General features: G+C 51.2%; 18 protein-coding genes. 8 read left to right on the plus strand and 10 right to left on the minus strand.

Translation table 11 applies throughout. The features are described from left to right. Positions 1 to 17 precede the first annotated feature (17 nt). The 3 genes from ftsA (at position 18) to lpxC (ending at position 3,516) form a co-directional block, all read left to right on the plus strand. On the plus strand, positions 18 to 1,274 hold the full coding sequence (gene ftsA / locus H0247_RS04960; RefSeq protein ID WP_180741540.1) for a cell division protein FtsA: 1,257 nt from the start codon (positions 18 to 20) through the stop codon (positions 1,272 to 1,274). Between the two features lie 68 nt (positions 1,275 to 1,342). Then, entirely contained in the window at positions 1,343 to 2,494 is a 1,152-nt protein-coding gene (gene ftsZ, locus H0247_RS04965; RefSeq protein WP_180741541.1) for a cell division protein FtsZ, read from the plus strand. Positions 2,495 to 2,598: 104 nt separating this feature from the next. Then, positions 2,599 to 3,516, plus strand: a complete 918-nt coding sequence (gene lpxC, locus H0247_RS04970) for a UDP-3-O-acyl-N-acetylglucosamine deacetylase (RefSeq protein ID WP_180741718.1) — start codon at positions 2,599 to 2,601, stop codon at positions 3,514 to 3,516. A 12-nt stretch (positions 3,517 to 3,528) separates the two neighbouring features. Here the strand turns inward: lpxC and H0247_RS04975 are convergent, their stop codons facing one another. After that, positions 3,529 to 4,056 (minus strand): DUF721 domain-containing protein, encoded by a 528-nt coding sequence (locus H0247_RS04975; protein ID WP_180741542.1) that lies wholly within the window; start codon positions 4,054 to 4,056, stop codon positions 3,529 to 3,531. Between the two features lie 26 nt (positions 4,057 to 4,082). Here H0247_RS04975 and secM point away from each other — a divergent pair, with 26 nt between their 5' ends. The 3 genes from secM (at position 4,083) to mutT (ending at position 7,905) form a co-directional block, all read left to right on the plus strand. Beyond that, complete coding sequence (secM, locus tag H0247_RS04980; RefSeq protein WP_180741543.1) at positions 4,083 to 4,598, plus strand: secA translation cis-regulator SecM; 516 nt, start codon at positions 4,083 to 4,085, stop codon at positions 4,596 to 4,598. Between the two features lie 113 nt (positions 4,599 to 4,711). Continuing rightward, positions 4,712 to 7,414 (plus strand): preprotein translocase subunit SecA, encoded by a 2,703-nt coding sequence (gene secA / locus H0247_RS04985; protein ID WP_180741719.1) that lies wholly within the window; start codon positions 4,712 to 4,714, stop codon positions 7,412 to 7,414. A 95-nt stretch (positions 7,415 to 7,509) separates the two neighbouring features. Next, positions 7,510 to 7,905, plus strand: a complete 396-nt coding sequence (gene mutT / locus H0247_RS04990) for an 8-oxo-dGTP diphosphatase MutT (RefSeq protein WP_180741544.1) — start codon at positions 7,510 to 7,512, stop codon at positions 7,903 to 7,905. A gap of 64 nt (positions 7,906 to 7,969) precedes the next feature. On the opposite strand, the gene yacG is transcribed toward mutT, so the two are convergent. The 8 genes from yacG to H0247_RS05030 all read right to left on the minus strand — a co-directional run bounded on the left by yacG (position 7,970) and on the right by H0247_RS05030 (position 15,225). Continuing rightward, complete coding sequence (yacG, locus tag H0247_RS04995) at positions 7,970 to 8,164, minus strand: DNA gyrase inhibitor YacG (protein ID WP_180741545.1); 195 nt, start codon at positions 8,162 to 8,164, stop codon at positions 7,970 to 7,972. Between the two features lie 71 nt (positions 8,165 to 8,235). Further along, complete coding sequence (zapD, locus tag H0247_RS05000) at positions 8,236 to 8,988, minus strand: cell division protein ZapD (RefSeq protein WP_180741546.1); 753 nt, start codon at positions 8,986 to 8,988, stop codon at positions 8,236 to 8,238. After that, positions 8,981 to 9,607, minus strand: coding sequence for a dephospho-CoA kinase (gene coaE, locus H0247_RS05005; protein ID WP_180741547.1), 627 nt, complete (start codon positions 9,605 to 9,607; stop codon positions 8,981 to 8,983). Before coaE ends, zapD begins: the two co-directional genes overlap by 8 nt. A 269-nt stretch (positions 9,608 to 9,876) precedes the next feature. Further along, on the minus strand, positions 9,877 to 11,082 hold the full coding sequence (gene hofC, locus H0247_RS05010; protein WP_180741548.1) for a protein transport protein HofC: 1,206 nt from the start codon (positions 11,080 to 11,082) through the stop codon (positions 9,877 to 9,879). Further along, positions 11,079 to 12,575: a type II secretion system protein GspE gene (gene gspE / locus H0247_RS05015; protein ID WP_180741549.1), complete on the minus strand. Its 1,497-nt coding sequence runs from the start codon at positions 12,573 to 12,575 to the stop codon at positions 11,079 to 11,081. Before gspE ends, hofC begins: the two co-directional genes overlap by 4 nt. Before the next feature lie 2 nt (positions 12,576 to 12,577). Continuing rightward, positions 12,578 to 13,024, minus strand: coding sequence for a prepilin peptidase-dependent pilin (gene ppdD, locus H0247_RS05020; RefSeq protein ID WP_180741550.1), 447 nt, complete (start codon positions 13,022 to 13,024; stop codon positions 12,578 to 12,580). 309 nt (positions 13,025 to 13,333) lie between these two features. Then, complete coding sequence (gene nadC, locus H0247_RS05025; protein ID WP_180741551.1) at positions 13,334 to 14,224, minus strand: carboxylating nicotinate-nucleotide diphosphorylase; 891 nt, start codon at positions 14,222 to 14,224, stop codon at positions 13,334 to 13,336. A gap of 140 nt (positions 14,225 to 14,364) precedes the next feature. Further along, on the minus strand, positions 14,365 to 15,225 hold the full coding sequence (locus H0247_RS05030; RefSeq protein ID WP_180741552.1) for a nucleoside-specific channel-forming protein Tsx: 861 nt from the start codon (positions 15,223 to 15,225) through the stop codon (positions 14,365 to 14,367). Between the two features lie 442 nt (positions 15,226 to 15,667). On the opposite strand from H0247_RS05030, the gene ampD reads away from it, so the two are divergent. Together ampD and ampE are read left to right on the plus strand one after the other, a co-directional pair. Further along, positions 15,668 to 16,240: a 1,6-anhydro-N-acetylmuramyl-L-alanine amidase AmpD gene (gene ampD / locus H0247_RS05035; protein WP_180741553.1), complete on the plus strand. Its 573-nt coding sequence runs from the start codon at positions 15,668 to 15,670 to the stop codon at positions 16,238 to 16,240. Further along, a complete protein-coding gene (ampE, locus tag H0247_RS05040) occupies positions 16,240 to 17,094 on the plus strand; it encodes a beta-lactamase regulator AmpE (RefSeq protein WP_180741554.1) in 855 nt (284 codons plus the stop codon). Before ampD ends, ampE begins: the two co-directional genes overlap by 1 nt. 84 nt (positions 17,095 to 17,178) lie before the next feature. Here ampE and H0247_RS05045 read toward each other — a convergent pair whose 3' ends face one another. After that, on the minus strand, positions 17,179 to 18,537 hold the full coding sequence (locus H0247_RS05045) for an amino acid permease (protein ID WP_180741555.1): 1,359 nt from the start codon (positions 18,535 to 18,537) through the stop codon (positions 17,179 to 17,181). Positions 18,538 to 18,928: the final 391 nt, after the last annotated feature.

Raw genomic sequence — 18,928 nt, forward strand, 5'->3', positions numbered from 1 at the left:
GCACAGGCTAAACAACAATGATCAAGTCGACGGACAGAAAACTGGTAGTTGGGCTGGAAATCGGTACAGCAAAAGTGGCTGCGCTGGTAGGGGAAATTCTGCCCGATGGCATGGTCAATATTATTGGCGTAGGCAGTTGCCCGTCACGCGGTATGGATAAAGGCGGCGTAAACGATCTGGAATCGGTCGTTAAATGTGTTCAGCGCGCTATTGATCAGGCTGAGTTGATGGCAGACTGCCAGATCTCTTCCGTGTATCTGGCGCTCTCGGGAAAACACATCAGCTGCCAGAATGAAATAGGGATGGTGCCTATTTCAGAAGAAGAGGTCACGCAGGATGACGTGGAAAGCGTTGTGCATACCGCTAAATCCGTGCGCGTGCGCGATGAGCATCGTGTTCTCCATGTAATTCCACAGGAGTACGCGATCGATTATCAGGAAGGGATTAAAAATCCGGTTGGCTTATCCGGCGTACGTATGCAGGCGAAAGTCCACCTGATAACCTGCCATAACGATATGGCGAAGAATATTGTTAAAGCCGTTGAACGCTGTGGTTTAAAAGTCGATCAGCTGATTTTTGCGGGACTGGCTTCCAGTTATGCGGTGCTGACAGAAGATGAACGTGAGCTGGGTGTGTGCGTAGTGGATATCGGTGGCGGTACAATGGATATCGCGGTCTACACGGGCGGCGCGTTGCGACACACTAAAGTGATTCCGTATGCGGGGAATGTGGTTACCAGCGATATTGCCTACGCATTTGGTACGCCGCCGACGGATGCCGAAGCGATCAAGGTACGTCACGGTTGTGCATTAGGCGCGATCGTCGGCAAAGATGAGAATGTGGAAGTCCCGAGCGTTGGAGGACGTCCACCCCGCAGTCTGCAAAGACAGACTCTGGCGGAAGTGATTGAACCACGTTACACCGAGCTGTTGAACTTGGTGAACGATGAACTTTTACAGTTGCAGGAGCAGTTACGTCAACAGGGCGTGAAACACCATCTGGCAGCGGGGATTGTGCTGACGGGCGGTGCTGCGCAAATAGACGGTCTGGCGGCCTGTGCGCAGCGTGTGTTCCATACACAGGTGCGTATTGGACAACCAATGAATATAACAGGGCTGACGGATTATGCCCAAGAGCCTTATTACTCAACGGCGGTTGGGTTGCTGCATTACGGAAAAGAATCTCATCTGGGTGGTGAGCATGAAGTCGAAAAACGAGCCTCAGTGAGCAACTGGTTCAAACGAATCAACAGCTGGTTGAGGAAAGAATTTTAATTTTATCAAAGAGATCACCTGGCACAGTTTTATGATCTCGCAGTTACAGGCACAAACGGAGAGAAATTATGTTTGAACCAATGGAATTAACCAACGACGCGGTGATTAAAGTCATCGGCGTCGGTGGCGGCGGCGGTAATGCCGTTGAACACATGGTGCGTGAGCGCATCGAAGGCGTCGAATTCTTCGCTGTTAACACGGATGCGCAGGCATTGCGTAAAACGGCTGTCGGCCAGACGATTCAGATCGGTAGTGGCATTACTAAAGGTCTGGGCGCGGGTGCTAACCCGGAAGTCGGCCGTAATTCGGCTGAAGAAGATCGCGAAGCACTGCGTTCAGCACTGGAAGGTGCGGACATGGTGTTTATCGCCGCAGGTATGGGCGGTGGTACAGGTACCGGTGCTGCGCCGGTTGTGGCCGAAGTCGCAAAAGACCTCGGTATCCTGACTGTTGCTGTGGTGACCAAGCCTTTTAACTTTGAAGGCAAAAAGCGTATGGCGTTTGCGGAGCAGGGTATCGCCGAGCTGTCTAAGCACGTTGACTCACTGATCACTATTCCAAACGACAAACTGCTGAAAGTGCTCGGACGCGGTATTTCCCTGCTGGATGCATTTGGTGCGGCAAACGATGTGCTGAAAGGCGCGGTGCAAGGGATCGCCGAGCTGATCACTCGTCCGGGTTTGATGAACGTCGACTTTGCTGACGTGCGTACCGTGATGTCCGAAATGGGTTATGCCATGATGGGGTCCGGTGTTGCGCGTGGTGAAGACCGTGCAGAAGAAGCGGCTGAAATGGCGATCTCCAGCCCGCTGCTGGAAGATATCGATCTGTCCGGCGCACGTGGCGTGTTGGTCAACATCACGGCGGGCTTTGACCTGCGTTTGGATGAGTTCGAGACGGTAGGTAACACCATCCGTGCATTCGCGTCCGACAATGCGACAGTGGTAATCGGTACGTCACTTGACCCAGAAATGAATGATGAACTGCGTGTAACGGTTGTTGCGACGGGTATCGGCATGGACAAGCGTCCTGAGATTACTCTGGTGACGAACAAGCAGGCCAGTCAGCCTGTGATGGATCATCGTTATCAGCAACACGGTATGACGCCACTGGCGCAGGAAAAACCGGTTGCCAAAGTGGTTAACGACCCGAATCCGCAGACGAATAAAGAGCCAGATTATCTGGATATCCCGGCGTTTCTGCGTAAGCAGGCAGACTAATTTGCTGCCAGATAACGTTGGAATCTCCGCTCTTTGTGCTAAACTGTGCCACCGAGCTTGGTTTATACTAGGTCGGTAGGTTCAGTAACATGCGAGATAAAATGATGATCAAACAACGTACACTAAAACGTATTGTTCAGGCGACTGGTGTCGGGTTACATACCGGCAAGAAGGTCACGTTGACCATGCGTCCTGCACCGGCAAATACCGGGGTCATCTATCGCCGCACAGACTTGAATCCCCCGGTTGATTTTCCGGCTGATGCAAAATCCGTGCGTGATACCATGCTCTGTACTTGCCTAGTTAATGAGCATGACGTCCGTATTTCTACGGTGGAGCATCTTAACGCTGCGCTTGCAGGGTTGGGCATTGACAATATTGTCATTGATGTTGACGCGCCAGAAATTCCAATCATGGATGGCAGCGCCAGCCCGTTTATTTACCTGTTGTTAGATGCGGGTATTGAAGAGCTGAACTGTGCCAAGAAATTCGTGCGTATCAAACAGCCAGTTCGTGTTGAAGATGGCGATAAGTGGGCCGAAATGAAACCGTTTAATGGCTTCAGCCTGGATTTCACTATCGACTTCAACCACCCGGCGATTGATGCGGGCAACCAGCGCTATCGTTTGGATTTCTCTGCTGATGCGTTTGTTCGCCAGATCAGCCGTGCGCGTACCTTCGGCTTCATGCGCGATATCGAATACTTGCAGTCTCGTGGGTTGTGCCTGGGCGGCAGTATGGATTGTGCCATCGTCGTTGACGATTACCGCGTATTGAACGAAGACGGTCTGCGTTTTGAGGATGAGTTTGTCCGTCATAAAATGCTGGATGCCATCGGTGACCTGTTTATGTGTGGTTACAACATCATCGGTGCGTTTTCTGCGTTTAAATCCGGCCATGCTCTGAACAACAAACTGTTGCAGGCTGTGTTGGCTAATCAGGAAGCGTGGGAATACGTGACCTTTGAAGACGAAGCTGAAATGCCGCTGGCATTTAAAGCACCGTCTATCGTGCTGGCGTAACGCTTAACGTCGTTACTTCTTATTACGACTGGTTTTACTGGTACTCTCTCCGGCCAGTGAGGCCAGTCGTTCTAATATCTTTCTGAGTTTTTCCGGGCTGTTTCCTGCTAACGTCCTCAATGTTTCCGCACTTTGTTCGCTCAACTGACGCAACGGTTTGTCATCGACATTTTTCGTCGCTGAAATGTGACTATTTTTCACGATTTCATTCCCTTTTGCGGCAAGCGTTGGATTAATCCTGATGTCGATTGAAGCCAATGATGGTAGTATTTGTGCGCGTAATGCAGAGAGCAGTGCGGGTTGTTCGTAACGTAACCGCATCAGCCAACTGGCGTTAGCGGTTTCCAAGATCAGTAAACCTTGCCGATAATTAGCGACGCGGCACCATGGGTGCAACGGTGCAGGCAGTAATCCGCGCACGGCACGGTTAAGTTTTAATAAGGCGATAGCGCGCTGTTGCACATCTTGTAGCGGGCCTTTACCCGACGTGGATGCGCTATCAAACAGAAATTCCAGTGATTGTGGGCGGCTATCACGCATAGACCTGGCTCCGGTGGATGTTACTCGTGATTGGTATTCTAAATCGTTGGCGACAATTTGGCAGACGTTATTTCTGGCCGCATCTCTTATTAGGGATGGTCGCGGCGAGTCTTGGTCTGCCGACAAGCCTGAACGACTCACAGGACATCACCTCACTCCCCAATTCAAGTTCCAGCGTTAGTCGCCAGAATAACGTATCGCTGAGCCTTACCGATCTAGTCGCGCTGAAAGAAGCGCATCGACGCTCATCCTACAGCGTAGATTATTGGCATCAGCATGCGATCCGTACGGTAATTCGCCACCTTTCTTTTGCGTTGACGACGCCACAAACGGTCAATGCCCAGCAGGCTGACGAACTAGAACCTCATTCTCTGGTTTTGCTGGATACGTTAAATGCGTTGCTGACGCAGGATTCCCAGTACCCTCTTGTGATCTCCCCCCACGCTGGGCGAGTGACTTTTTATCCCCAAGCTCATCATCAAATTGGCATCTGGCTTGCCCAAATTCGCGGCATCCGAGCAGGGCCATACCTTCTCAGCTGAACGTGTAATGGATAATTAGCTGAAGAAATTTCTCCCGTTTTTCACTGAGTTTCTCAGATTTTCGATGTTGTGTTGCCACTGGATACGTGGCACTTGTGAGATTAAAAATTATTATGGTCATGAATATCCTAACCAAAATTTTTGGTAGCCGTAACGATCGTACGCTGCGCCGTATGCGTAAAAACGTTGATGTCATCAATCGCTTAGAACCTGAAATGGAAAAGCTGTCGAATGAGGAACTGCAAGCGAAAACGCTGGAGTTTCGTGTTCGTCTGGAAAAAGGTGAGTCGCTGGAGAACCTGCTGCCGGAAGCCTTCGCGGTAGTACGTGAATCCAGTAAGCGTGTGTTTGGCATGCGTCACTTCGATGTGCAGCTTATCGGCGGTATGGTACTGAACGAGCGTTGCATTGCGGAGATGCGTACCGGTGAAGGTAAAACGCTGACGGCAACGTTGCCTGCCTACCTGAATGCGCTGACTGGCCGCGGCGTACACGTGGTGACTGTGAACGACTATCTGGCACAGCGTGATGCCGAAAATAATCGTCCATTGTTTGAATTCCTTGGCCTGAGCGTTGGCATTAACCTGCCGGGAATGCCTGCTCCTGCGAAGCGTGAAGCCTATGCGGCTGATATCACCTACGGTACTAATAACGAATACGGTTTTGACTACCTGCGTGACAACATGGCGTTCAGTCCGGAAGAGCGAGTACAGCGTAAATTGTACTACGCGCTGGTGGATGAGGTTGACTCGATCCTGATCGATGAAGCGCGTACGCCGTTGATCATTTCCGGCCCGGCTGAAGATAGCTCCGAGCTGTATATCAGCGTTAATAAAATTATCCCTCACTTGATCCGTCAGGAGAAAGAGGATTCGGATACCTTCCACGGCGAAGGCCACTTCTCTGTTGATGAAAAGGCGCGTCAGGTTAACCTCACTGAGCGTGGTCTGGTTCTGGTCGAAGAACTGCTGGTGAAAGAAGGCATTATGGAAGAGGGGGAATCATTGTACTCCCCAACGAACATCATGCTGATGCACCATGTGACTGCTGCGCTGCGTGCGCATGTGTTGTTTACCCGCGATGTTGATTACATTGTGAAAGACGGTGAAGTGATCATCGTTGACGAACACACCGGCCGTACCATGCAGGGGCGTCGCTGGTCAGACGGCCTGCATCAGGCTGTGGAAGCAAAAGAGAAAGTAACGATTCAGAATGAAAACCAGACGCTGGCTTCCATTACCTTCCAGAACTATTTCCGCCTGTATGAAAAATTGGCGGGTATGACCGGTACGGCAGATACCGAAGCGTTCGAGTTCAGCTCTATTTACAAGCTGGATACGATTGTGGTGCCGACTAACCGTCCGATGATTCGTAAAGACTTACCTGATTTGGTCTATATGACCGAGCAGGAAAAAATCGATGCCATCATTGAAGATATCAAAGAGCGTTCAGCAAAAGGTCAGCCGATTCTGGTCGGTACGATCTCCATCGAGAAATCGGAAGTGGTTTCTCATGCGCTGGAAAAAGCGGGTATCAAACATAATGTGTTGAACGCGAAATTCCACGCGATGGAAGCCGATATCGTTGCTCAGGCGGGTCAGGCTGGCGCGGTGACCATCGCGACCAACATGGCGGGTCGTGGTACAGATATCGTGTTGGGCGGTAGCTGGCAGGCGGAAGTGGCGCTTCTGGAAACCCCGAGTGACGAGCAAATTGCAGAAATTAAAGCAGCCTGGAAAGTGCGTCACGATGCTGTGCTGGCTGCTGGTGGCTTACACATCATCGGTACGGAGCGCCATGAGTCTCGTCGTATCGATAACCAGCTGCGTGGTCGTTCCGGTCGTCAGGGGGATGCGGGTTCATCACGTTTCTATCTGTCGATGGAAGATGCGCTGATGCGTATTTTTGCTTCCGATCGTGTTTCCAACATGATGCGTAAGCTAGGCATGAAACCAGGTGAAGCCATTGAGCACCCGTGGGTCACGAAGGCGATTGCTAACGCCCAGCGTAAAGTGGAAAGCCGTAACTTTGATATTCGTAAGCAACTGCTGGAATACGATGATGTGGCGAACGACCAGCGTCGTGCGATCTATACGCAGCGTAACGAACTGTTGGACGTGTCTGATATCAGCGAAACCATCACCAGCATTCGTGAGGATGTGTTCAAAGCGACGATCGACAGCTACATTCCTCCGCAGTCTCTGGAAGAAATGTGGGATGTAGAAGGTCTGGAACAGCGTTTGAAGAACGATTTCGATCTGGATATGCCAGTCAAAGCGTGGCTGGATAAAGAACCAGAGCTGCACGAAGAAACGCTGCGTGAGCGTATTTTCCAGCAGGCGATTGAGATTTATCAGCGCAAAGAAGACGTGGTCGGTAGCGAAGTCATGCGCAACTTTGAAAAAGGCGTGATGTTGCAGACGTTGGATTCACTGTGGAAAGAGCATCTGGCAGCCATGGATTATCTGCGTCAGGGTATCCATCTGCGTGGCTATGCACAGAAAGATCCGAAGCAAGAGTATAAGCGTGAGTCGTTCTCTATGTTTGCCGCGATGTTGGAATCACTGAAATATGAAGTGATCAGCACGTTGAGCAAAGTTCAGGTGAGAATGCCGGAAGAGATCGAAGCGCTGGAGCAGCAACGCCGTGAAGAAGCTGAACGTTTGGCACGGCAGCAGCAACTGAGCCATCAGGAAGAAGATAGCCTGAACACCGGTTCACCGACGCAGGCGGATCGTAAAATCGGACGTAACGATCCTTGCCCATGTGGTTCAGGCAAGAAATATAAGCAGTGCCACGGCCGCTTACAGAAATAACTGGTCGCTGAAATCAGCGAATAAAATGTGATAAGTGCAAAGGAAAGGCGGTCATTGACCGCCTTTTACTTGATCAGAACCTGATAGGAAGTGTCATGACGCAAAAACAGTTATCCGTCGCGGTAGGCATCATCCGCAATGCGGAACAGCAATATTTCATTGCTCGTCGCCCAGATGGCGTTCACATGGCAGGGATGTGGGAGTTTCCCGGCGGTAAAATAGAAGAGGGAGAAACGCCAGCACAGGCGCTGATTCGTGAACTGCGTGAAGAAACGGGCATCGATGCTGTCGCGCCCCAACCGCTAAACGACAAAACATTTTCTACGCCAGAAAGAATCATTACGCTTCATTTCTTCCTGGTTGAAACATGGCAGGGGGAACCCTATGGTCGGGAAGGGCAGGAATCTCGCTGGGTGAGTGTAGAAGAATTACGTGAGGAAGAATTTCCGCCAGCGAATGCGGAGATGATCCGCTGGCTGAAATCGCTTTAATCTAGCCTTGCTTTTGCCTGTCTGAAAAACTCTGCCTGAAAATTATAGCGGCGAAACGCGGTGGTTACCGCGTTTCGCTCCAGTCTTCACTATCAGAAACCATATCATCACTAGGGATGCGCTTTTCTTCATCAGCCCATTCACCTAAATCGATGAGCTGACAACGCTTGCTGCAAAATGGGCGATAGAGGCTGGTTTCATCCCAGATGACTGCCTGCTTGCAGGTTGGGCACTTCACCGTCGTAATGTCTGTTGTCATAAGGTTATTTTCACTCTATTTGATACTTAATATCTGCCTGGTGTTTAACACATTTTTTGTCGTGGCTGGCCTTAACAGCAGGCCAGTTCAAACGTTAAACGAGGAGGAATGTGGCCGTTTTCGCTATCTAATGGCAGAAAACGAATAGCATAGCGTGTTTTATGGCCAGATATTTGTGGGTAGAGTTGGTGCGTCTGTTCAAGACGCAAACGCAGCAGATCGGCATCGGAAGCATTGTCCTGAAAGAAACCGTTCAGGCTGATTTGCGGGCGAAACGTACCGGAGTGGCGGATCAGTTCCAGGATCATATCCAATGCTTGTTTGAGCGGAGACAGTGATCCAAGCCAGCCAGAAACCAGCTTCTCACGGAGTTCCTGAGGTTGATGCAGCCAGCTATGTAGCGTCGGTAAGTCGAAACTGCAACACCCGCCGGGAATTCCGAGCCGCTGGCGTACCATGCCAATCAGACGATCTTCTCGTAAGAACTGCCCCATCCGTGGTGCCGCCATCAGCGTGCTGGCCAAATCTTTCAACTGACGTCTCAACGTATGGATGCGTTCCATGTCTACGCCCGGCACATCACTCCATTGCAACAGTTTTTGCTGTTGTCGCTCCAGTTCTTTCAGCAGTTCGGTACGCACATCTCCACGTTCCAGCACGTCAAGCAACTCTGCGACAGCGCGAAAAAATGTTAGCGCGCTTCCCATATCGGTCAGGGAGTGGTTTTGATGCAACTGCTGTAATAATGATTCGATACGCAACCAGGTACGTGTTTTTTCGTTCAACGGGTATTCGAATAAAATGGTTGAGGGAGCGTCACTCATTCTTAGTCATCCTGTCGGCAGCGGAGGCGGCTAGCTCAAGGTAATGGCGGTGTAATCCCGCAACCTGTGACGCCAGCTCGCTTGGGCATCGACTGTTATCAATAATATCATCGGCATAAGCCAGGCGCTGTTCTCGGGTAGCCTGTGCAGCCAGTATGTTTTCTGCTTGCTGCCGACTGATGCCATCGCGGGCCAGCGTGCGTTCAAGCTGTGTGTCTCTGTCTACATCAACGACCAGAATACGCTGTGCTCGCTGTTGTAAACCGTTCTCCACCAGTAGGGGGACGACCCACAGAATGTACGGTGCGGATGCAGACTGAAACTGGGTCTGTGTTTCCTGATGGATCAACGGATGAAGTAAATTATTCAGCCACTGTTTCTCTTCTGGCGAGGAGAAAATCCGTTGGCGTAGTGCGGTGCGGTCCAATGAACCATCGGTATTGAGTATAGCGTCGCCAAACCGGAGCCTGATGGCATCCAGCGCGGGCTTTCCAGGCTCGACTACCTGACGTGCGATGATATCCGCGTCAACGATAGTGGTCCCTAATTTGGCAAATTCATCGGCCACAGTGCTTTTGCCGCTGCCGATACCGCCTGTCAAGGCTACGATGTATGTCATTGCACCCATGTTGAAAAGTTAACATTGCCACTATTTTCAAGGGGGGACAAATACCTTCCCGCTCCCCTGAAGCCAATCGGGCATAAACCGCAGTGTGCTTCACGTTATCACTTTGCTTGGTGATAGGTAAATTTCTCTGATTTTATCCCAAATAAAGCGAAAATCGCAGTCTTGCCGCAGGATTATTCCTGCGTATGATAACGTTACTGGTAAAGGGCATTATTTTTTCACTCAGCAGCTTGTCGTCTTTTGGTGCTGTATTGGTCGGTTCAGGCTCCGGCCAATACGTTTCCCAACTGGAAGATAGGCAAATACATGCCAACCACCAGCGCCCCAACCATTCCTCCAACAACCATCATCAGCAGCGGTTCCAGCGTTTGGGTCAGCATGTCTGCCTGCTGTTGTACCCGACCTTCATGCCATTCTGCCAGTTGTGTAAAGATCGCATCCAGCGCACCGGTTTCTTCCCCCACGCGGATCAGTTGCGGACAGGGGGCAGGGAACAGTATGGCGTGATGCTGTGTGGCATGGTAGAGCGACATTCCCTGATGCAGTTGCGCTTGTATCTGTTGAATTGCGGCCTGATAAAGTGGGTGACGGATCGTCGCGGCGGCATCCAGCCCTTCGGGGAGCGTCAAACCGGCCTGTTGCGTCATAGACAGAATCGTGAATATCTGGTTCAGCGACTTACCACGTAACAGGCTAGAGACGATGGGAAGCTTCAGCAGCCATTCTTGCTCTCTGGTTTTCCATAAGGACCTTTTCTGCCTTAAACGGACATATCCCGCTATCAGAGCACAAATAGACAGCAACCCTGTCAATCCATAGCCCGAGATGACTTCTGCCAGATAAAGCAATTGCTGAGTAAACCACGGTAACGGTGTATCAAATGAGGAATAGAGCGTCGCAAATTCGGGCAGAACCAGCGTCAACATCATCATGCTGACCAGCACCGCGATTGCCAAAACAAAGCAGGGATAGCGTAGTGCTTTGATGACTTTCTGTTGCAGTCTGGACTGCTTTTCTTGCTGTTGTGCCAACTGTAGGCAGCACGCGTCTAGCTTCCCAGTTAACTCGCCGACGGCAATGAGGGAACGATACAGAACGGGAAAGATATGCGGGTATTCCTGCAACGCTTCAGAGAACGAATTTCCCTGCGCAACACGGGTACGGACATCCCGTAATACGCAGCGCCAGCCGGGGCGCTCATGTTGTTCCGATATCAGTTTTAATGCTTCCAGCAGCGGCAATCCAGCGTGTAGCAGGGCAGCAAGCTGTTTGATTAATTCGCCTAGCTGCTCGCGTTTCCAATAGCGGAGCGACAGATAATGGCCAGCCTTTACGATGAGTGGCTGGTAGCCCTGGGCAATCAGGCTGGCGTAGGCATGCTGTCGTTGTGTGCTAATGAGTTCACCGTCGATAAAATCGCCCTCTGGCGTAATCGCCTGCCAGTGATATAAACGCGCTAGCCTCATTGTGCCTCCTGATTCATGGCGTGTTCATCGCCCACAACACGATAGACTTCAGCGAGCGAGGTCAGGCCGTCGTTGACCAGTTTAAGACCCGCAGCCAACAACGTTGGGAAACCTGAATGGCGAGACAGCGCAGATAATTCCCCTGAGCTGGCGTTGCCCGCTAGCGCTGCCTGAAAATCTGGCGTGATGGGCAGTAATTCATAGAGCGCGACGCGGCCATAGTAGCCAGAGAAACAGTGGCTACAGCCGCGGGCTTGCCAATGGTGTAGTGGCCCTTGCCATACGTCGTTTGGCAGCGAAATCAGTGGTTCTCCTGGCGTCTTACAGTGCGGGCATAACCGACGCATAAGGCGTTGTGCGATGATGAGTTTTAGTGCTGCGGCTAACAGATAACCGGGGATACCCAGATGGTTGAGGCGAGTCAGCGTTTCGACGGCAGAGTTGGTGTGCAATGTGGACATGACCAGATGGCCGGTTTGCGCGGCTTTGATCGCAATTTCTGCGGTTTCGGCATCGCGTATTTCGCCGATCATAATAACGTCTGGATCCTGTCGCAGCAGCGCACGTAAGATTCGGCCAAATCCCAGTTCAGCTTTGGGATTGATTGCCGTTTGGTTGATGCCCAGCAAGGGGATCTCGATGGGATCCTCTACGCTACAGATATTGCGGCTGCATTCGTTCAGCCAGCGTATCGCGCTGTAAAGCGTGACGGTTTTTCCACTGCCTGTCGGGCCAGTGACTAACAGCATCCCCTGTGAGGCGCTCAGCACGTTAATCACCTGCTGTAATGCTTTTGGGGTAAGCCCGAGTTTATCTAGCACCAGTTCCTGCTGGTGTGTTTGCAAAATACGCAACACGACTTTTTCTCCCTGCTGCACAGGGAGCGTAGCGATGCGCAACGAGTAGGCTTGTTGATCCAGCATCAGGCTGAACTGGCCGTCTTGCGGCAATCGTCGTTCGGCGATGTTCAACTTGCCCATGATTTTCAGCCGCGCGGTAATACGGTTTGTCAGCTCGGAAGGCGGGGCGGAGATGGCCTGTAGCACGCCGTCAATGCGTAGGCGTATGCGATAGCCGTCCAGTAATGGCTCAAAGTGGATATCAGAGGCGCGACGCTGAATCGCGAGACGCAGTGTTTGATGGATAAATTGTGCAACAGGGGAGTCATCGTCATGATCCTTCTGCCCTGTGCTGTTGTTATGAATATTGTGATAAGTGCTGTTATAGGTGCCGGCATGGTAGGTTTCTGCGGGTTCGGCAACGGCGTTCACGGGGTTAAGCTGCTGTTCCATTCTGGCCTGTGGCCATTGCTCCACCATGATGCGGCGATTGCTAGCGAAACGCAGCGCGGCAATCATCTCTGCCGAAGGGGACGTCGTGACGGCGACCGACAGCGTTTGTTCATCAAGACTAAGCAATAATGCCTGATAACGTCGGCACAGTGTTTGCAGTTCGCTGAGCGTATGCTCGGAAGTAACGGAGGAGTCTGTCATGATTAACCTGCCGTATTATCGAAACGGAAAACGTCCTGACAGGCGGCTTGCAGGCTCTCTGCACTGCCATCTGTGGTACAGCTTTTCGTCCAGCGTGAGGTGCCAGTTTCGCTATCCCACGTTGGCGTCAGAATAACGCGTAGCCCTTGCAGGGTGGATTGTCCGGTCAGCGTAATTACCCCTTGGGCGACGCTAACGGCGCTGACATAGCGTGAAGATTTACTGCCTGGAATCCCCTGATTACCTGTGCTACAGGCGGTAAAGGCGGCATTTTCCAGACCGCAGAGATCGACCGGTGTTTTGTAAGACACCATGGTTTGCAGCATATCCGTCAGCGCCGCTTTTTGCAGATAGCCTTGATAGGCGGGAACGCCAATGGCGCTGAGGATGGCGACGATCGCAATGACGATCATCAGCTCAATCAGTGTGAATCCTTGTTGTGTAGTCATATTGATTTCCCTGTTGTGGCGTATAAATAGGGTGGCGCATAAATACATACGGACGGCTGGCAGCATAGAAAAGGGTGTGAAGGCTGGCTAGCGGAGGAAATGAAAATAGGAAAGCGCTACGACGTGTTTTTAGCGATTTGCAGAACGTTGAACAATTTTTGCGGGCAGATACGCAACTTTCGTTCTATCAGTAAAGAACGTTTACGCAGCTCAGAACGTTTTCATTATTACGATGGGTGGAAGAATGGAGATCCATTGAGTCGTGAGAACGAGGTGCGAGAGGGCACCTCGTTGGAAAGAAAAAAACGCTTAGATAAAACGCATGGATAAATCTAGCGCTTGTACGTGTTTGGTGAGCGCCCCCACCGAGATATAGTCCACGCCGGTTTCCGCATAGCCACGCAGCGTGTCGAGGGTGACATTACCGGATATCTCAAGCAGTGCGCGGCCTTGTGTGGTGTTAACGGCTTCTCGGATGTTATCCAGACTGAAATTATCCAACATGATGATATCGGCGCCCGCGTCCAACGCTTGCTGTAATTCGTCCAGTGATTCGACCTCAACCTCTACCGGAACATCACTGCGCAAAGACTGGGCTTTTTCTACTGCATTTTTGATGGAACCAGCAGCGATGATGTGGTTTTCCTTGATCAGGAACGCATCGGATAGGCCGAGCCGATGGTTGTTGCCGCCGCCGCATGAGACGGCGTATTTCAGCGCGGTTCTCAGCCCAGGCAATGTTTTGCGTGTATCCAGCAGTCGAGTACGTGTTCCTTGTAATACGGCAACATAGCGGCTAACTTCAGTGGCGACACCGGACAGCGTTTGCAGGAAATTCAGCGCCGTGCGTTCGCCTGTCAGGAGCTGTTTGGCTGGTCCTGTGATGTCACACAGCGTTTGGTTGGGGACGATGGCGTCGCCGTCGGCGACGTGCCAGGTAATGGTTGTCGTGTCGCCCAATTGAGAAAAGACTTCCTCAAGCCAGCGCGCACCGCAGAATATACCCGCTTCACGCGTGATAATGCGTGCGCTGACGGTCTCGTTATCGGGCAACAGAAGGGCGGTAATGTCTTGATTAGCATCGACGATGCCACCTAAATCTTCACGCAAGGCCAGTTGCACGCTGGCGGGGATATCTTGTGCAATACGAGCGAGCAAAGCCTGTTGGCGTTGTTCCTGACTGTAGCGACGCGTTGACATGACAAAACTCCGAAGGGGGATTCGGAGGTCTATGCTACCTTGTTTATATCAGGACATCCAGAATGAATAATTATTAAAATTCAATCTGTTACTGTTATTTCCCGGCGGCCATCGCGGGTCGCCGGAAAGGGAAGGTGATTTTAGAAGTTGTAACCGACGACCAGATAGTAACCCCAGCCGGTAGATTTCACTTCAAACGGACCTTTGCCGAAATTGAGTTCTGTGCCATCAGCCCATTGGCCGCCGTTGTGGAAATAACGTGCGACGAAAGAGTAGTGCCAGTTGTCGTAGCCCAACGCCAGAATATGGCTGGAGGCGATGGAGTTGTTGGAACGGCTTGTATTCGATTTATCACGCAGCTCTGAACCAAAATCGAAATTGGTGAAGCTGATATATGAGACGTTACCGCCCAGCAGAGAACCCAGTGAGTAAGAGTATTTCACTTTTACGCGGTAGCCGTCCCACTCGTTTTCGTTAGCGGCACCGTAGTTTTGCCATTGGTATTTGGCATAGCCGTTCAGTGACAGAGCCAGGTCGGTACCGGTATCAATATCGGTACCTAAGCCCATGTACCAGGTGCTCTGACGCGAACCGCTGTTACGTCCCATGTCGTAAATCACATTATTGGCGATGTACCACTCTTTAAACGGACCAAAGCTCAGGTCAGCTCCCGTCAGTTTATCAATGGAGAAGCGTGGTTCGATCTCGACAAACAGAGGTGAACCTTTGTCCCAAATGCCACGGCTGTCGGGATCGCCACCAAAAAACTTAGGTGCATCGGCGTAGCCGTAAAAATCGAACCAGTCTTTACGTGCAAACGCTTCGTACTCCAGATAGGTCGTGCTGTTTAACTGCGGTCCAAAACGTGTGTGGGCGCTGCCGACGACGTTAATGCTCTGATGCCACCAGTCGGACAGATATTCGGCTTTATTGCTGTCGGCAAGAGCAGGCATGGAGCATGACAGGGCGAGCAAGGCGCCTGCAGCGAAAGTTTTTTTCATCTTAAGTACCATAGTGTTAGACGTCATGTACGTCGTACGTGAGACCGCAAAATAAGTTTTGGTAATATCTAAAAAAATCAGAAGATAATTTTGTCATGCATTTTAAGTAAAAATAGACGCAATGCACGAAAACGATTGCCTTTTATTGTGCCATTACATTTTTAATGTGATTTTAATCACATTTTTTATGTTGGGAATTTCACCTAGCTGACAAGGTATGACGAGTATAAGGGCGGACAAGAAAGCGGCGTGAGCATCACAAAATGAAAGGTAAAATCTATTGATACTCTGTTGAATAGATAGGATGGCGCTAAACATGGTATCTTGGATACAAGGGCTTTTGGGCTACTCTGGTTTATCACGTTAGAAATGTTTATTACGCTAAAAATGTGCTTTTAGGCCTCATTCAGCCGGCAAACGATACGATGCGAGGTTATCGCCGATGCTTTTGGAAAATGGCTGGTTATCCGACATTACACACACGCCTTCACCGCATTATGATGGTCGCCCGAATGATGAGGTGCCTTCCTTACTGGTGATCCACAATATCAGTTTGCCGCCCGGTGAGTTTGGTGGCCCCTATATTGATCAACTGTTTACGGCTACGTTGGATCCCACTGCGCATCCCTATTTCGCCGATATTTCCCATCTACGCGTCGCGGCGCACTGCCTGATACGCCGTGACGGACAAATCACACAATATGTGTCGTTCGATCAGCGCGCCTGGCATGCCGGTGTGTCTGCGTTTGAAGGTCGCGAACGCTGTAACGATTTCTCTATTGGCATTGAGTTGGAAGGGACGGATACGCTGCCTTTTACCCTGGAGCAATATCACTCTCTGGTAGCAATTACACGCCTATTAATGCGCGTTTACCCCATCACGCTATCGCGCATTACTGGGCACAGTGACATCGCACCGGGCCGTAAAACGGATCCCGGCCCAGCATTTGACTGGGACGGCTACCATCGCCTGTTACAAGAAAACGAGACAGAGAACAAAGGGAGTCTGGATTAATGACGCTGTTTACACTGTTGCTTACGCTGGCATGGGAACGCTTGTTCAAACAGGGCGAGCACTGGCAGATCGATCATCGGCTTGAGGTTGTATTCCGGCACGTATCGTCTCCGTCTTTATTGCAAACGCTGTTCCTGACGCTCTGCAGTATGGGCATCGTGGCTGGCCTGCTGTGGCTCACCAGCGGCATTTTGTTCGGCCTGATTTCTCTTCTGTTGTGGATTGTTATCAGTCTGATGTGCATTGGCGCGGGTGAAATCCGTCAGCACTATCGGCGCTATTTGCAGGCGGCACAGCGCGGCGAGGCGGATGCCAGTCGGGAAATGGCGGCAGAACTGGCGTTGATTCACGGTCTGCCCGTTGGCACGAGCGAAAGCGAGCAGTTGAAAGAGCTGCAAAACGCGCTGCTGTGGATCAATTTCCGGTTTTATTTAGCCCCGCTGTTCTGGTTTATCGCTGCGGGATCCTACGGGCCGATTGCGCTGACGGGGTATGCATTTTTGCGTGCTAGACAGACCTGGCTTGCTCGCCACCATACTCCGCTGGAGCGCGCGCAGTCTGGCGTCGATAGTTTACTGCATTGGCTTGATTGGATCCCCACACGTTTGGCTGGTGCCGCTTACGCACTGCTGGGGCACGGCGAGAAAGCGCTGCCAGCCTGGTTCGCTTCGCTAGGGGATTCTCGCAGTTCGCAGTATTGGGTGTTGACTCAACTGGCCCAATTTTCTCTCGCGCGTGAACCCCACGTTGAGCCTGTAGAGACGCCCAAAGCCGCTGTGACGCTGGCGAAAAAGGTGACGCTGGTGCTGGTGGTGGTGGTCGCACTCCTGACGATATACGGTGCGCTGGTGTGATTTCTAACCGTTTGCCAGAGATAGAGATAAAAATGGCCGACAAACGTCGGCCATGAAAACGGAGGCGGTGAACGTGGAAATGTGTTACTTCGCCTGATTTTTCTTTTTGATAAAGTAACCCACTCCCAGAATAACCAGCCAGACGGGAATCAGCAGAACGGAAATCTGAATGCCCGGTGTCAGGAACATAATGACCAGTATACCAGCGAGGAACAGCAGGCAGAGGTAGTTACCCAGCGGGTAAAACAGTGCCTTAAACTTTGTCACCACACCTTCTTTGTTCTTTTGTGCACGGAACTTCAGGTGCGCCAGACTGATCATCGCCCAGTTAATCACAAGAGCGGACACAACCAGCGCCATCAGCAGTTCGAAGGCTTTACCTGGAATAAGGTAGTTAATCAGCACGCACAGCGCCGTCGCCAGCGCGGAGATACCGATAGCGACAACCGGAACGCCACGGCCATCGACGGTTTCCAGCACTTTCGGCCCATTCCCCTGTTTTGCCAGACCGAACAGCATGCGGCTGTTGCAGTACACACAGCTGTTGTAAACGGACAGCGCTGCGGTCAGTACCACGATGTTCAGCACCGTCGCCACGACGTTGCTGTTCAGTTCATGGAAGATCATGACGAACGGGCTACCGCCTTCTACAACCTTGCCCCACGGGTAAAGTGACAGCAGGATAGCGAGCGAGCCGATGTAGAAAATCAGGATGCGGTAGATAACCTGATTGGTCGCGCGTGGAATGCTTTTCTCTGGGTCATCCGCTTCTGCGGCGGTAATCCCCACCAGTTCCAGTCCGCCAAATGAGAACATGATAACGGCCATCGCCATCACCAAGCCGAGCACGCCGTTCGGGAAGAAGCCACCCTGCGCCCACAGGTTGGTCACGGTGGCCTCTGGCCCGCCTGTACCACTGAACAACAGCCAGCCACCGAAGACGATCATGCCAATAATCGCGGCGACTTTGATGATGGCAAACCAGAACTCCATCTCACCGTAGACTTTGACGTTTGCCAGATTGATGGCGTTAATCAGCAGGAAAAAGACGGCAGCGGACACCCAGGTCGGAATGTCTGGCCACCAATACTGGACGTAAATCCCCACGGCGCTGAGCTCGGCCATGGCGACCAGCACATACAGCACCCAGTAGTTCCATCCCGATGCAAAGCCCGCGAAATCGCCCCAGTATTTATAGGCAAAGTGGCTGAACGATCCGGCTACCGGCTCTTCAACCACCATCTCACCCAGTTGGCGCATAATGAGAAACGCGATCAGGCCGCCAATCGCATAGCCTAACAGGACCGATGGCCCGGCCATTTTGATTGTCTGCGCAATACCAAGAAAGAGGCCAGTACCTACCGCGCCACCCAAGGCAATCAACTGAATATGACGGTTTTTCAAACCACGCTTTAGCGTGCCGTCCGTTTGTTGATTATCCATCAAATTTAACCCTCTGCCAGTGCAAGTAAAAAACACGGTGTGAACGAATACGTGTATTAGTGACTGTACGTTTATGTAATTTTATTTTTACGGATTGGAATATCTTAAAATAAGAAAACATCTATCGTTTGCCAGAGAATAGTGGTAAGTGAAACAGATTGCACTGATTTCTTATAGTCTGATAATTAAAAACTATCGCCACATCAAAAATTTTACCTTTCCCTGATGTAAGAGCCTGATGACGAGAAGATTGATAGAGGATTTTTCAGGGGAGAAGGGGGTTGCTACTCCTTTAGTTTTACTCCCTTTTATTACCTTTTTATCCCTGCTGTAAAATGGTGTTTACCACGATGTGAAGCTGCGGGTAACTACGCTTCCCTCTTGAGAATAA

The sequence above is a fragment of the Pectobacterium sp. CFBP8739 genome (assembly GCF_013449375.1).
Classification (GTDB): domain Bacteria; phylum Pseudomonadota; class Gammaproteobacteria; order Enterobacterales; family Enterobacteriaceae; genus Pectobacterium.